Raw genomic sequence first — 15,333 nt, 5'->3', positions numbered from 1 at the left:
CCTCATCCCCCCGGTCGGCACATCCGCCCTGGGGGATGCCAAAGTTCGTGCCAGTGGGCTTCCCTGGCTTTTGAGCCTTGGAGGATGCCCATCTTACCGAAGAGGAAGCGCAAACCTGAAGAGATCGTCGCGAAGCGACGATCTCTTCAGCACTGTCTCTCATTCTGGCCATTTCTTCAGTCCTCCGTCGGCTCAAAGGCCATACCTCAGGAGGACCGCTTTTCAGGGGGCAGGCCACTATCCGCCGGTCTTGAAACCATGTCCGGCTTCTCCATCTTATTTCGACTAGGCCGCAACTTTCCGATCGAGGAAGCGCCAGGAGCAGTTGATCGTCGTCTTGGCGGGCAGCATTGACAATCAAGCGTCTTCCTCTTCGTGCCGAACGAAGGAAGATACAAAATGGCAAAGGTCGTTTGCGTCCTCTATGACGATCCAGCCGACGGTTACCCGACAGGATATGCGCGGGACGGTCTGCCGGAACTCGACCGCTATCCCGGCGGCCAGACACTTCCCACGCCGAAGGCGATCGACTTTGAACCGGGGGTTCTGCTCGGCAGCGTGTCGGGCGAACTCGGCCTGAGGAAATTTCTCGAAAGCGCCGGGCACAGCCTGGTTGTGACCTCGGACAAAGACGGTCCCGGCAGCGTCTTCGAACGCGAGCTCCCCGACGCCGAAATCGTGATCTCGCAGCCTTTCTGGCCGGCCTATCTGACCGAAGAGCGCATAGCCAAGGCAAGCAAGCTGAAGCTTGCGATCACGGCCGGCATTGGATCAGACCATGTCGATCTTCAAGCCGCGATGGATCGTGGTGTAACGGTTGCCGAGGTGACCTACTGCAACTCGATCAGCGTGTCTGAGCATGTGGTCATGATGATCCTGGCGCTCGTGCGAAACTACATCCCCTCCTATCAGTGGGTGCTCAGTGGGGGCTGGAACATCGCCGATTGCGTCGCGCGCTCTTATGATGTCGAGGGGATGCAGATCGGAACCGTCGGTGCCGGCCGGATCGGCAGCGCCGTGCTGCGCCGGTTGAAGCCATTCGACGTCAAACTGCACTACACCGACCGCCACCGTCTTCCGCTGGCGGTCGAGCAGGAACTTGGCGTTACCTTCCACGCGGACGCGGCATCCATGGTTGGCATTTGCGATGTGGTCACGATCAATGCACCTCTGCATCCTGAGACAGAGAATCTCTTCGACGAGGCGATGATCGCCAGGATGAAACGCGGCGCCTATCTGGTGAACACGGCGCGCGGCAAGATCTGCAATCGTGACGCTGTGGCCCGCGCTCTGGAGGGCGGGCAGCTCGGAGGCTATGCTGGGGATGTCTGGTTCCCGCAGCCGGCCCCCAGGGACCATCCTTGGCGATCAATGTCGCATCACGGCATGACGCCGCATATCTCGGGATCTTCGCTCTCCGCGCAGGCCCGCTACGCCGCAGGCACGCGCGAAATCCTGGAATGCTGGTTCGAAGGCCGGCCGATCCGGGAGGAATATCTGATCGTCGATGGCGGCAAGCTCGCCGGCGCTGGCGCGCATTCTTATAGCGCCGGCGACGCCACCCACGGTTCGGAAGAGGCGGAGCGCTTCAAGGCCAGGACGTGATCCAATCGGGATCTGTTCCGCAAGCGGCAAACCTGAGACGGACCGCCGCTGGCTTCCGAGGTTCTGCTTGTGGCTGCGTTCCGGCATCCGAGGGATGTTCGCAGTAGAACTTTGGCGCGGCCTACGGGAGTCGAACCCGTCTCCCCAGCGTGAAAGGCTGGTGTCCTAACCGATAGACGAAGGCCGCAGGGCTTCGGTTGCAATTCGTTGCAACCCATCGGAAGCGGGGCGAGCTATAGTGCGACATTCCCGGATGGGCAAGCCTGAGTTTGGCAAATTCTCGCTGCCCGATCGCAGTCATGCACAGGCCAATTGCGGTCATGCCACCCGGGCAAGATCGATCACCCGCACTTCCACGGTTTCCTTGCCGCCCCAGCGGTTGAGGGTGAGGCTGGCGGCCAGATGCACGCTCTCGCCGCGGGCCGCGAGCAGGGCACGGCCAAGCGGCTCCTGCGCTATGCGGAAGGCGATACCGCCGATCGTGGCCCCATCGCCGCTGCGGAGCTTGATTCTGACATGGCCGCCGGTGCCGATCTCGACGGCGTCGACCAGGCGGTGCGAGGGAAAGACGAACACGGGTTCGGGACATCCGGCGCCATAGGGACCGGCCTTCTCGATCTCGGCCAGCAAACGCGGATTGGCGCCGCCTGCGCTCATCGCGGCGTCGACCAGCAGCGATTCCGATTCGCGCGCCTGGGCCACCTCCGGAGCGAGACGTTCGGCGAGAAAGGCGTGGAAGGCCACGTCCTGCCCCGGGGCGAGCGTGACGCCGGCGGCCATGGCGTGGCCACCGCCCTTAAGAGCAAGGCCCGCGTCGACCGCCTGTCTGACGGCCCGGCCGAGATCGACTCCGGCGACCGAACGCCCCGAGCCGGTGGCGCCGCCCTCCCCGTTCTGCGCCAGCGCAAAGGCCGGGCGACGAAAACGCTCCTTGAGGCGCGCCGCGACGAGACCGACGATGCCGGGATGCCACTCGGCCGAACGCGCCAGCAGGACCGGCAGATCCTCAGCCTTCGTCAAGGCGAACTCGGCCTGCGCCACCGCCTCCTCGACGGCGAGCTTCTCGATCTCCTGCCGCTCCTGATTCAGGCGGTTGAGTTCGGCCGCGATGCTGCGCGCTTCGATTTCGTCGGCGGTCATCAGCAGCCGCGCGCCAAGGCCGGCATCGCCGATGCGCCCGCCCGCATTGATGCGCGGCCCGAGCAGGAAGCCGAGATGCCAGGGTTGGACAGGGCCATCGAGCCCGGCGACGTCGAGCAGCGCCGCGAGGCCCGCCCGCGTCCGGCCGCGCAACATCGCGATGCCCTGCCGGACGAAGGCGCGGTTCAGCCCCTTGAGCGGCACGACATCGGCCACGGTCGCAAGCGCGACGAGATCAAGTGAGGCGAGCAGATCGGGCTCGGCGCCACGCTGCGCCCAGAATCCCTGACGGCGTAGCTCGCGGGAGGTCGCGACCAGCGTCAGGAAGACGACGCCTGCGGCGCAGAGGTGGCCAAGCCCCGAGAGATCGTCCTGCCGGTTCGGGTTCACCAGCGCCTCGACCTGCGGAAGCTGTTCGGGCGCCTGGTGATGGTCGAGCACGACGACATCCAGGCCGAGCCGGCGCGCCTCTGCCAGCGGTTCATGGCTGGTCGTGCCGCAATCGACCGTGACGAGCAGCGTCGCCCCGTCGGCGGCCAGCATGCGAATGGCTTCGCTGTTGGGGCCGTATCCCTCGATCAGCCGGTCAGGAATGTGAATCCGCGGCCGGGCGCCGGCATCGCGCAGGAAACCCGCCAACAGGGCGGAGGAACAGGCGCCGTCGACGTCATAGTCGCCGAAGATCGCGACGGCCTCTCGTGTTGCAACCGCCCTTGCCAGGCGCGCAGCGGCCGCATCCATGCCGACCAGGGTCGAGGGATCGGGAAGGAGATCGCGCAGTTTCGGCTCAAGATAGCGCATGGCATCGGCAGCTTCGACACCGCGTCCGGCAAGCACACGTGCCACGATATCGGGGAGCCCTTCGATCTGCGTGAGGGCCTCGGCACGGCCGAGCCCGGCGGCATCGAGCCGGTCACGCCAGATGCGGCCGAGCGCCGAGCTGGTGACACCGAGAAAAGGGCGCTGGGCAATCAGATTCATGCCCAAGGGGTTCGCGCAGCCCGGGCCATTCGTCAACCTGGTCCGGGCCGCCTTGTCGCCGCAGACGGCATGGCCATAGTGGTTGCGGGCGAAATGGCCCGGCGAAGGGGCTGATCATGCCGCTCGATGCAGATGCCATCGTCATAGGGGCGGGCCTCGCCGGCCTCGTCGCCACGGCAGAGCTGGCCGATGCCGGCCGCAAGGTCATCCTGCTCGACCAGGAGCCGGAACAGTCGCTCGGCGGACAGGCCTTCTGGTCCTTTGGCGGGCTGTTCCTGGTCGATTCGCCGGAGCAGCGCCGGCTGCGGATCCGCGACACGCGCGAGCTTGCATTGCAGGATTGGTTCGGCTCGGCCGGGTTCGACCGCGAGGAGGATGAGTGGCCGCGCCGTTGGGCAAAGGCCTATGTCGATTTCGCCGCCGGCGAGAAACGCAGCTGGCTGCACGGCCAGGGCATACGCTGGTTTCCCATCGTCGGCTGGGCCGAGCGCGGCGGCTATCTCGCAACCGGGCATGGCAATTCGGTACCGCGCTTCCACGTCACCTGGGGCACCGGCCCCGGCCTGCTCGAACCCTTCCTGAGACGCGTGCGCGAGGCCGCCGCAAACGGGCTGGTTTCGCTGCGCTTCCGGCATCGCGTCACCGGACTGACGAAAAGTGCAGGCGCGATCGAGGGCGTCGAAGGCGAAATCCTCGAGGCGAGCGGGGTCAGACGCGGAGAGGCGAGTTCCCGCAGCGTCGTGGGCCAATTCGCGCTGAAGGCCCAGGCCGTGATCGTCTGTTCAGGCGGCATCGGCGGCAATCATGACTTGGTGCGGCGACACTGGCCCTCGCGACTGGGCGCGCCGCCGAAGCGCCTGCTGTCGGGGGTACCCGAGCATGTCGATGGCAAGATGCTTGGGATCACGGAAGCGGCCGGCGCGCGCCTGATCAATGGCGACCGGATGTGGCACTATGTCGAAGGCATCCAGAACTGGAGTCCGATCTGGCCGAAGCACGGCATCCGCATCCTGCCCGGCCCCTCCCCGTTCTGGTTCGACGCGCGCGGCAACCGCTTGCCCGTGCCGCTCTTTCCCGGCTTCGACACGCTCGGAACGCTCGAACACATCATCAAGACTGGCTTCGATTACTCCTGGTTCGTGCTCGACCGGAGCATCATTGCCAAGGAGTTCGCGCTCTCGGGCTCGGAACAGAATCCTGACCTCACCGGCAAGAGCTGGCGCAAGGTGATCGAACGCGCCACGGCCGGCATTCCAGGCCCGGTTCAGGCGTTCATGGACAAGGGCGAGGACTTCATCGTCGAAGCCGAGCTTTCACGCCTCGTCGCCCGCATGAATGCGTTGACCGGCGATAACCTGATCGACGAAACCAAACTGCGCGCGGAGATCGAAGCGCGCGATCGCGAGGCCGACAGCGCCTTCGGCAAAGATCTGCAATTGACCGCGCTGCGCGGCGCACGCGCCTATATCGGAGACCGATTGATCCGAACGGCGAGGCCACACCGCATCCTCGATCCGGGGCATGGCCCATTGATCGCGGTGCGCCTCAACATCCTGACGCGCAAATCGCTGGGTGGGCTGCTGACCGACCTGTCCTCGTGCGTGCTGGGAGACGATGGAGCGCCCTTGGCAGGCCTCTATGCGGCTGGCGAGGCGGCCGGGTTCGGCGGTGGCGGGCTGCATGGCTACCGCGCGCTCGAAGGGACCTTCCTTGGCGGCTGCCTGTTCTCAGGCAGAACTGCCGGACGGGAAGCTGCGCGCGGGGTTCGCTGAGCATCGCCGGCGACCTCGCCCTGAGCGACGGAAGACGGAGGCATCCCGGCGTAGTTTGGAGAAAGGAGAGAAGAACAGCGACATTCATCGCATTTTAGACATGCCGTTCCGCAAACATATGTCAGATGCGGCGCACTCATGCTGTTCTGGCACTTTTAGCTTGCAACCGCAGCCGAAGCTGCGAAGTTCCTCAGCGGAAGACTTTGTCGATACCAAGGAGGCTCCGTGTCCTGGGTTCACTCTGTCCTGAACCAATCCCCCGAGATCGCGCTCTTCTTGTCGCTCGCGATCGGATACTGGGTCGGCAAGTTCCAGTTCGGGAAATTCCAGCTCGGCGGCGTCGCCGGTTCGCTGCTTGTGGCCGTGGTGATCAGCCAGGTCGGTGTCTCCATCGACAACGGCATCAAATCGGTCCTCTTCGCTCTGTTCATCTACGCGGTCGGTTTCGAGAGCGGGCCGCAATTCTTCCGCTCGCTCGGCCGCCAATCGATCCGCGAGATCGTCATGGCGGCGGTCCTCGCCCTCAGCGGCCTGGCGACCGTCGTCGTGCTGGCGCGGGTGATGGGGCTGGACAAGGGCCTCGCCGCCGGTATCGCGGCCGGTGGCCTGACCCAATCCGCCATCATCGGCACCGCGAGCGCCGCCATCGGCAAGCTCGGCCTCGCAGCGGAGGAGGTGCAGCGGCTGCAAGGCAATGTCGCGGTCGGCTACGCCGTCACCTACATCTTCGGCTCGTTCGGCGCGATCATCGTCTGCGTCAACGTCCTGCCCTGGCTGATGGGACGCACCATCCGCGACGATGCGATCAAGGCCGAGACCGAACTTCTGGCCGGCGCCAAGATCTATGGAGCCGGCGAACATGCCGCCGCTCCCGATCTCGTCGGGCGCATCTTCCGCATCGAGGCCGGAGCCGGCAAGACCGTCGAAGACCTGGAAGCGAGCGCACCCTCCCCCGTCAGCATCGAGCGGGTCAAGCGTGGCGGCGCCCTGATTGCGGTGCAGCCTTCATTGCCGCTGACTGCGGGCGACATCGTCCTCGTCATCGGCCGACAGGTCGGCGTCGTCGGGCTGGCTCCGAAGCTGGGCCCTGAGCTGCAATCCTCGGAAGGCATGGATGTCATCGTCGTCACGCGCGACGTCGCGATCACCAATCCCGATTTCGTGCGCAAGACAGTCGCCGAAATCAATGCAGCGACCGCGGGGCAGCTTCGCCACGGCATCTATGTCATCGAGGTCAAGCGGGCCGGTAAGCCGATCGTGCTGAAGCCGGATTCGATGATCGAGCCCGGCGACGTCGTCACCCTCTACGGCACGTCGGACGATGTGCAACGGATGGCACGGATCGTCGGCAGCATCATCCTGCCCAGCGACAAGACGGATTTCGTCTTCCACGGCTTCGGCCTCGTCGTCGGCCTGCTGATCGGTCTTCTGGTCGTTCGCATCGGCTCGATCCCGCTGACGCTTGGCAGCGGTGGTGGCGCCCTGCTCTCCGGCCTCGCCTTCGGCTGGTATCGCAGCCGCAACCTGACGGTCGGCAACATGCCGACGCCGGCCTCGACCCTGCTGCGGGATCTCGGCCTCGCCGGGTTCGTGGCGGTCGTCGGTCTGCAATCCGGCCTGCAGGCGGTCAGCACGATCGTGCAAAGTGGCGTCTCGATCTTCATCGCAGGCGTCATCGTGACGATCCTGCCGCTGATCATCACCATGCTGGTTGGCCGTTATATCCTTCGCTACGACAACACGGCTATTTTTGCCGGTGCCCTTTCCGGCTCGCGCAGCGCCAATCCCGCCTTTGGCGAGGTGCTCGACAAGGCCGGCAACTCCATTCCGACCACGCCCTTCGCCATCACCTACGCGCTGGCGAACGTTTTCCTCACCTTGCTAGGTCCTCTCGTCGTCGCCTTTGCCTGAACCAGCCGGAGACGCCCCATGACCACCGACTATTCGCAATATGCCAAGTTGAGCCCCTTCGAGCTGAAGGACGAGCTGATCAAGCTCGCCTCCAGCCGGGAAAACCGGCTGATGCTGAATGCCGGGCGCGGCAATCCGAATTTCCTGGCGACGCTGCCGCGACGGGCCTTCTTCCGCCTCGGCCTGTTCGCCGTTGCAGAAGCCGAGCTCAGCTATTCCTACATGCAGAACGGTGTCGGCGGTCTGCCCAAGATCGCGGGTATCGAGGGACGCTTCGAGCGCTTCACGGCCGAGCATCGGGACCAGCCGGGCGTCCTCTTCCTCGGGCGTGCACTCAGCTATGTCCGCGACCAGCTCGGTCTTTCCGCCTCCGATTTCCTGCACGAAATGGTCGAAGGTATCCTGGGCAGCAATTACCCTGTGCCACCGCGGATGCTGAAGGTCAGCGAGGACATCGTCCGGCAATACATCGTCAAGGAGATGATCGGCGGCTTCCTGGCTGCGGCAAACATCGATCTCTTCGCCGTCGAAGGCGGAACCGCCGCGATGACCTATATCTTCAACACGCTGAAGCAGAACGGCCTGCTCAAGCGCGGCGACAAGGTCGCCATCGGCCTGCCTGTGTTCACGCCCTATATCGAGATCCCGGAGCTCGACGAATACGGGCTGGAAGAAGTCGCGATCAACGCCGACCCGAAGCAGGATTGGCAATACCCGGACAAGGAGCTCGAGAAGCTTAAGGACCCGGCGATCAAGGTGTTCTTCTGCGTCAATCCGAGCAACCCGCCTTCCGTCAAGATGGACGACCGCAGTCTGGATACGGTCGCGCGCATCGTGCGGGATCACCGGCCCGACCTCACCATCCTCACCGACGATGTCTACGGGACCTTCGCCGACAATTTTCGTTCGCTCTTCGCGATCTGCCCGCAGAACACCATGCTGGTCTATTCGTTCTCGAAGTATTTTGGGGCGACCGGCTGGCGGCTCGGCGTGATAGCGACGCATAAGCAGAACATCTTCGACGACCAGCTCGCAGCCTTGTCCGAGTCCACCAAGGTCGCGCTCGACAAGCGCTACGGCTCGCTGCTTCCCGATGTGCGCTCGCTCAAGTTCATCGACCGGCTCGTCGCCGACAGCCGCACCGTTGCACTCAACCACACGGCTGGCTTGTCGACGCCGCAGCAGGTCCAGATGGTGCTGTTCTCGCTCTTCGCGCTGATGGACGAGGGCGACAACTACAAGACCGAACTCAAGACACTGATCCGGCGGCGCGAGGCGGCGCTCTATCGCGAACTCGGACTGCCGCCGGAAACCGGACCGAATGCCGTCGACTACTACACCCTGCTCGATCTCGAGGACATCGCGCGCAAGCTCCACGGCCCCGAATTCGCGGCCTGGGTCAAGGAGCGCGCCAGCGCCGGCGACCTTCTGTTCCGCATCGCCGACGAGACGGGCATCGTGCTTCTGCCCGGTCGCGGTTTCGGCACGCAGCAACCGGCTGGGCGCGCCTCGCTCGCCAATCTGAACGAGTTCGAATACGCCCGGATCGGCCACGCCTTGCTGGGGATGGCCGATGAATTCTATGCGGAGTTCAAGAAGCAGGGCGGGAAACCGGCCAAGGCCAAGGATTCGGCCGCGAAGAAGCCGGGCAAGAAGAAGAAATCCTGATCCGGAGCGGACGGTGAGCTATCGGCCGCATCATCCCGAACCGCAACGTTCGGCTTTGGATGATGCCGCCACATGGCTCCGGACAAATCCGGCAGGTGACTTCCAGTTTCAGAAGCACAGATCGAAGACGGGCCGCAAAGCTGGCCCAGCGCCTGCGGCGGCCCGCTCTGCCGCAGCTGCACTCAAGGACCGATCACGGTTCCCCGGGCCCGGCCACCGGAGACCCGGCAGGAGCAGCCGGTGCCGACCAATCCCGGGTCGATCAGCGCGCAGGTCCTGACCGGCGTCGCGCAATAACCCCCGACATCGCTCGAGACCGGCGTGGAATAGGCAGGGTAGCTGTACGAGTAAGCATAGGGAGACTCGTAGGGATAGGAATAATCGTACCCGTAATAGGGGTAGGCGGCCGAGGCCGCGATCGCCGTGCCGGCAACGAGACCGGCCGCCCCCCAGCCATAGCCGTAACCGGGGTAGCCCCAGCCGCGACGCCAGCCCCAGTTCCCTGCCCGCATATAGGGTCGGTTCCAGCCGCCTCTCCAGCCGACGCCGCGATATCCGAAGCCGCCCGGTCGGAACCCGACTGCCCGCCCGTGCCAGCCGCCGGCGCGCATGCCGCCATGCCAGCCGCCAGCGTGAAAGCCCCCTCCGCGGTAGCGTCCCTGGGCCGAGGCATCGTCGACAGCAACCGTAACGAGGGGAAGAACTGAAGCCGCAAGAAGTAGGATGTGGCGCATGGCACGCTCCCGCGACGGAACACACCACAATCATAGCGCGAAAGAGGTGCCCGGGGATCCCGCAGGCGGCACACGTTTCAGCGATTGCGCTTGTCGCACCGAGCAGGCCGAATGAAAAATGGCCGGGACGAGCCCGGCCGTTATCAAAGGCGTTAAATCCTCTTCGGAATTACCCCGTCACTGCGCCTTCGCTGGCGGAGCGTGCGAGCGCCGAGTACTTTGCCAGCACACCGCGCTTGTAGCGGGGCTCCGGCTGCGTCCAGGCAGACCGCCTGCGTTCGATCTCGGCCGCGTCGACATCGAGCTGCAGCAGCAGCTTGTGAGCGTCGATCGTGATCTGGTCGCCTTCGTGCACGAGTGCGATCGTGCCGCCCTCGAACGCCTCCGGCGTGACATGGCCGACGACCATGCCCCAGGTGCCGCCGGAGAAGCGGCCATCCGTGATCAGGCCGACGCTGTCGCCGAGGCCGCGGCCGATGATCGCCGAGGTCGGAGCCAGCATTTCAGGCATGCCCGGCCCGCCCTTCGGCCCGAGATAGCGCAGGACCAGGACATCGCCGGGGCGGATCTTGTCGGACAGGATCGCCTCCATTGCCGATTGTTCGTCCTCGAACACCCGAGCCGGACCGCTGATGACGGGGCTCTTCAGACCCGAGATCTTTGCAACCGCTCCTCCCTCCGCGAGGTTGCCCCTGAGGATGGCAAGGTGGCCTTCCTTGTAGAGTGCCCCGCTGACCGGGCGGATCACCTCCTGTGAGGCTCCCGGCACATCCGGGACATGCTCCAGCTCTTCCGCCATGGTGCGGCCGGTGATGGTCAGGCAATCGCCATGCAGAAGGCCGGCATTGAGCAGGACCTTCAGGACCTGCGGGACACCGCCGGCCTGATGCAGATCGACAGCCATGTATTTGCCGGAGGGCTTGAGGTCGCAGATCACCGGAACCTTGCGGCGAATGCGCTCGAAATCGTCCAGCGTCCATTCCACCTCGGCGGCGTGGGCGATGGCAAGATAATGCAGCACAGCATTGGTCGAACCGCCGGTCGCCATGATCAGCGCAACCGCATTCTCGATCGACTTGCGGGTGACGATATCGCGCGGCTTGATGCCCTTCTTCACCGCCTCGACCAGAACACGGGCCGATTCAGCGGTGCTGTCGACCTTCTCCTGATCGGGATTGGCCATGTTCGAGGAATAGAGCAGCGACATGCCGAGCGCTTCGAACGAAGAGCTCATGGTGTTTGCGGTATACATTCCGCCGCAGGAGCCGGTCGTCGGGCAGGCGTTGCGCTCGATCCCGTCAAAGTCCTCCTGGCTCATCTTGCCGGCCATGAAGGCGCCAACCGCTTCGAAGGCCGAGACGATCGACAGATCCTCACCCTTCCATTTTCCCGGCTTGATGGTGCCGCCATAGACATAGATCGCCGGCGCATTGGCACGCAGAATGCCGATCATGCCGCCCGGCATGTTCTTGTCGCAGCCGCCGAGGACGAGCACGCCGTCCATCCACTGGCCCTGCACCGAGGTCTCGACGCAATCGGCAATGACCTCGCGAGAGACCAGGGAGTATTTCATGCCCTCGGTGCCCATCGACATTCCGTCCGAGATCGTCGGCGTGCCGAAGACCTGCGGATTGCCGCCCGCGGCCTTGATCGCTGCGATTGCGGCGTCCGCCAGCGGCTGCAGACCGGCATTGCAGGGGGTGATCGTCGAATGCCCGTTGGCGATGCCGATCATCGGCTTATCGAAATCCGCCTTCTCGTAACCCAGCGCGTAATACATCGCGCGGTTCGGCGAGCGGGCGATGCCCTGGGTGATATTCTTGGAACGTTCATTGAAGGGCATGGGCATGTGCTCCCGGTCGGCGGCAGTCAGACGTGGTGAGGACGTTTTAGAGCTACTCCAATCTAATGAGAAATATACTTTTCCCTCGCCATTAGGTCGCAAAACATATTAGAAGATCCGATGGACCTCCGTCAGCTCCGCCATTTCCTCTCCGTCGCAGAAGAGCTGCATTTCGGCCGGGCTGCCGAGCGCCTGGGTATGACGCAACCGCCCCTGAGCCAGTCGATCCAGGCCCTGGAGAGTGAATTGGGCGTGCACCTCTTCGTGCGCACGAAGCGTAGTGTAGCCTTGACGCCTGTCGGCCAGGAATGGCTTGCACACGCCCGCGCCGTTCTCGACAAGGCCGCCGGGTTGCCCGAAACCGCCCGCCGCCTCGCGCGCGGCGAACTCGGCAGCCTGCGCCTCGCCTTCGTCAGCACGGCCGATTACAGCGTGCTGCCGGGGATGGTCAGCCGGTTCCGGCAGAGTTTTCCGCATGTCGCTGTCTCGCTGCGCGAGGCGACCAGCGACATTCAGATCGCGGCGGTGCTGAACGACGAGATCGATGCGGGGATGATCATCGCCCCGGACCGCAAGGCCCTGCAGGCCACGCTCAATTATCGCCCGCTCCTGCGCGAGCCCTTGGTCGCCGCTGTTCCGGAGGCCTGGATCGCGGCCCGCCGCCCGGGCTTCACGGCCGAGACCTTGCGTGCCGAAGCGATCATGGCCGCGCCGCTCATCCTGTTTCCGCGCCATATCGCGCCTGCATTCCACGACATCGTGTCGGGCTACTTCGCCGAGCATGGCGCGCCCTTTACCGTCCATCAGGAGGCGATCCAGATGCAGACGATCATCGGGCTCGTCGCCGCCGGCATGGGCATCGCGCTGGTGCCGCAATCGATGACCAACCTGCGCCGGCGCGGGGCGCATTACCTGCCTCTGCAGGATTCCGCTCCGGAGATCGAAACCGGCTTGGTCTGGCGCGCGGCCAACAGTTCGCCGACGCTGCAGCGCTTCCTCGATATCGCGTCCTGAGGCATCGGCCCGAAAAGTGGATTGCGGTTTTCGGGAAAGCCGATGCAGCCACGGTTCCTGCAAGGACGAGCCTGCTCCCGCCGCACCGCTAGACTACCCCCGAACAGCAACGGCCGGGACATGCCCGGCCGTCGTTCGAAATCCTGTCCTGGCGGGGCGCTCGGCCTCGCCGTCTCAATCGAGCTTGAACTTGCCGAATTCGCGGTGCTCGCCATAGATGCGGCGGACGGTGCCGGTGATCGAGCGGTAGACGATGGTCTCGGTCTCGATCACGTCCTTGCCGAACTTCACGCCTGACAGCATGCCGCCGTCGGTGACACCGGTGGCAGAGACGATGACGTCGCCCGAGGCCATTTCGGACATGTCGTACTTCTTGTTGGGATCGAGGACGCCCATGCCATGGGCGCGCTTGCGCTTCTCCTCGGTATCGAGGATCAGGCGGCCCTGCATCTGGCCGCCGACGCAACGCAGCGCGGCCGCAGCCAGCACGCCTTCGGGTGCGCCGCCAATGCCCATATAGATGTCGATACCGGTCTTGGCAGGCTCGGTGCAGAAGATCACGCCGGCGACGTCGCCATCGGTGATCAGGCGGATCGAGGCACCGGTCTTGCGGATCTCCTCGATCAGCTTGGCGTGGCGCGGACGGTCCATGACCAGGGCGCTGATCTCGTGCGGCTTTACGCCCTTGGCCTTGGCGAGCGCATGGATGTTGTCGGTCGGAGATGCGTCGAGATCGATGACGCCCTGCGCATAGCCGGGGCCGATCGCGATCTTGTCCATGTAGACGTCGGGCGCATAGAGCAGCTTGCCGGCTTCAGCCATGGCCATGACGGCGATGGCGCCGGGCATGTCCTTGGCGCAAAGCGTCGTGCCTTCGAGCGGGTCGACGGCGATGTGGACCTTGGGCCCGTGGCGGTTGCCGACCTTCTCGCCGATGAAGAGCATCGGGGCTTCGTCGCGCTCGCCCTCGCCGATGACGATCTCGCCATCGATGGGCAGGCGGTTGAGTTCGCGGCGCATGGCATCGACCGCTGCCTGGTCGGCCGCCTTCTCATTGCCATGGCCGCGCAGGCGCGCCGCGGAGACCGCTGCGCGCTCGGTGACGCGGACCAGTTCCATCGAGAGATAGCGCTCGATGATATGGGATGAGGCGATGGTGAGTTCGGACATGAGGCTCCCTCGAACTATTCAGCAGTCGGCAATCGGCAGGTCGGAGACGCGGGCGCCGAAGCCTATTCCCGTTCAATCCTTATCACCTGCGGCGGTTCAGCAATGTGACCGTCGGCGGTGACCTTTTCGAGCGCGTCGCGGATCGCCGACTCGCTGGTGGCGTAGGTGATGAGCACGACCGGCACCGGCGCCCCGGAACGACCGGTCGGGTCCCGGGTGGCGGCGGCCTCAGAGCGATGCTGGACGATGCTCTCGAGCGAGATATCGGCCTGCGCCATGCGGGTGGCGATGGCGGCAGCGGCACCCGGCCGATCCGCAACCGCGAGACGGATGTAATAGCCGCCTTCATGGCGCTGCATCGGCGCGCGCGCCGGCTGCTCGAGCCGGGAGACGGGCAGGCCGAAGGGCAAGCCCGAGGTGCCGCTCGCGACATCGGTAATATCGGCGACGACGGCAGACGCGGTGGGATCGCCACCGGCGCCGGGGCCGACCAGGGTCAGTTCGCGGACTGCGTCGGCATCGATCGTCACCGCATTGGTGACGCCCATGACCTGCGCGATGGCGGAGGATTTCGGCACCATCGTCGGGTGCACGCGCTGCTCGATGCCGGTGCGGGTGCGCTCGGCGACACCGAGCAGCTTGATGCGGTAGCCGAGTTCGTCGGCCATCTTGAGATCGAGCGGCGCGATCGAGGAAATACCTTCGACATGAATCGCTTCGGCGTCGATCTTCACCCCGAATGCGAGGCTGGTCAGAATGGCAAGCTTATGGGCTGTGTCGTAGCCTTCGACATCGAAGGTCGGGTCGGCCTCGGCATAGCCGAGACGCTGGGCATCCTTGAGGCAGGCCTCGAAGGTCAGCCCCTCCAGCTCCATGCGCGAAAGGATGTAATTGCAGGTGCCGTTGAGGATGCCATAGAGCCGCGAGACATTGTTCCCGGAGAGCGCCTCGCGCAGCGTCTTGACCACCGGAATACCGCCGGCGGAGGAGGCTTCGAACGCAAGCGCCACACCCTTCTCTTCAGCGAGTGCGGCCAGCGCGATGCCGTGATGCGCGAGCAGCGCCTTGTTGGCCGTCACGACCGATTTGCCGGAGGACAGAGCGGCCTCGACCGCAGCCTTGGCGACCCCGTCCGAACCGCCGACGAGCTCGACGAAGCAATCGATCTGCGAAGAGCGCGCCAATTCGACCGGATCGTCGAACCAGGTGTAGCCGGTGAGATCGATGCCGCGATCACGGGTTCGGTCGCGGGCCGAAACGGCCGTCACACGCACGGCGCGGCCGCAGCGGGCCGCAATGGCGTTTTCCTGGCGGTTGAGGATGCGCAGCACCGAAGCGCCGACCGTGCCAAGGCCGGCGACACCAACGCGCAACGGAGCGGGACCGGGTGAGGAAGCGAGCGTCGTCATGTCGCCGGGGTCGCACGCGACAACGGGCGAGTCAACGGAGCGGATGCGCAGTTCGGCCTCGAACGAGACGCGGTACGCGCACGGGC

At 64.9% G+C, this 15,333-nt stretch carries 10 protein-coding genes and 1 tRNA gene; 5 read left to right on the top strand and 6 right to left on the bottom strand.

Annotation, left to right across the window (positions count from 1 at the left end; all coding sequences use genetic code 11):
- The first annotated feature begins 399 nt into the window (after positions 1-399).
- On the top strand, positions 400-1,605 hold the full coding sequence (locus AB4099_RS10255) for an NAD-dependent formate dehydrogenase (RefSeq protein WP_441477972.1): 1,206 nt from the start codon (positions 400-402) through the stop codon (positions 1,603-1,605).
- Positions 1,606-1,717: 112 nt separating this feature from the next.
- On the opposite strand, the gene AB4099_RS10250 is transcribed toward AB4099_RS10255, so the two are convergent.
- Positions 1,718-1,792: transfer RNA gene (locus AB4099_RS10250), tRNA-Glu, on the bottom strand.
- Positions 1,793-1,923: 131 nt separating this feature from the next.
- Positions 1,924-3,726, bottom strand: a complete 1,803-nt coding sequence (gene recJ, locus AB4099_RS10245; protein WP_113516602.1) for a single-stranded-DNA-specific exonuclease RecJ — start codon at positions 3,724-3,726, stop codon at positions 1,924-1,926.
- Positions 3,727-3,842: 116 nt separating this feature from the next.
- Between recJ and AB4099_RS10240 the strand changes: the two genes are divergently transcribed.
- The 3 genes from AB4099_RS10240 to AB4099_RS10230 all read left to right on the top strand — a co-directional run bounded on the left by AB4099_RS10240 (position 3,843) and on the right by AB4099_RS10230 (position 9,077).
- Positions 3,843-5,498, top strand: a complete 1,656-nt coding sequence (locus AB4099_RS10240; RefSeq protein ID WP_441477971.1) for an FAD-binding dehydrogenase — start codon at positions 3,843-3,845, stop codon at positions 5,496-5,498.
- 225 nt (positions 5,499-5,723) lie between these two features.
- The gene (gene aspT, locus AB4099_RS10235; protein ID WP_441477970.1) at positions 5,724-7,409 is read left to right on the top strand and encodes an aspartate-alanine antiporter; all 1,686 of its coding nucleotides are present in this window, start codon (positions 5,724-5,726) and stop codon (positions 7,407-7,409) included.
- Positions 7,410-7,427: 18 nt separating this feature from the next.
- Positions 7,428-9,077, top strand: a complete 1,650-nt coding sequence (locus AB4099_RS10230) for a bifunctional aspartate transaminase/aspartate 4-decarboxylase (RefSeq protein ID WP_441477969.1) — start codon at positions 7,428-7,430, stop codon at positions 9,075-9,077.
- Positions 9,078-9,259: 182 nt separating this feature from the next.
- Here AB4099_RS10230 and AB4099_RS10225 read toward each other — a convergent pair whose 3' ends face one another.
- Together AB4099_RS10225 and ilvD are read right to left on the bottom strand one after the other, a co-directional pair.
- Positions 9,260-9,811: a hypothetical protein gene (locus AB4099_RS10225; protein WP_441477968.1), complete on the bottom strand. Its 552-nt coding sequence runs from the start codon at positions 9,809-9,811 to the stop codon at positions 9,260-9,262.
- Positions 9,812-9,980: 169 nt separating this feature from the next.
- Complete coding sequence (gene ilvD / locus AB4099_RS10220) at positions 9,981-11,654, bottom strand: dihydroxy-acid dehydratase (protein WP_441477967.1); 1,674 nt, start codon at positions 11,652-11,654, stop codon at positions 9,981-9,983.
- Positions 11,655-11,774: 120 nt separating this feature from the next.
- Here ilvD and AB4099_RS10215 point away from each other — a divergent pair, with 120 nt between their 5' ends.
- The gene (locus AB4099_RS10215) at positions 11,775-12,668 is read left to right on the top strand and encodes a LysR family transcriptional regulator (RefSeq protein ID WP_441477966.1); all 894 of its coding nucleotides are present in this window, start codon (positions 11,775-11,777) and stop codon (positions 12,666-12,668) included.
- 174 nt (positions 12,669-12,842) lie between these two features.
- Here the strand turns inward: AB4099_RS10215 and glpX are convergent, their stop codons facing one another.
- Positions 12,843-13,838: a class II fructose-bisphosphatase gene (glpX, locus tag AB4099_RS10210; protein ID WP_069881040.1), complete on the bottom strand. Its 996-nt coding sequence runs from the start codon at positions 13,836-13,838 to the stop codon at positions 12,843-12,845.
- A 62-nt stretch (positions 13,839-13,900) separates the two neighbouring features.
- On the bottom strand, positions 13,901-15,247 hold the full coding sequence (locus AB4099_RS10205; protein WP_113516596.1) for a homoserine dehydrogenase: 1,347 nt from the start codon (positions 15,245-15,247) through the stop codon (positions 13,901-13,903).
- Positions 15,248-15,333: the final 86 nt, after the last annotated feature.

This window comes from Allobosea sp. 2KB_26, from assembly GCF_052115715.1.
Taxonomy (GTDB): Bacteria; Pseudomonadota; Alphaproteobacteria; order Rhizobiales; family Beijerinckiaceae; genus Allobosea.
Note: the sequence above shows the minus strand (reverse complement) of the source record. Positions and strands in the feature narration are given on the sequence as shown.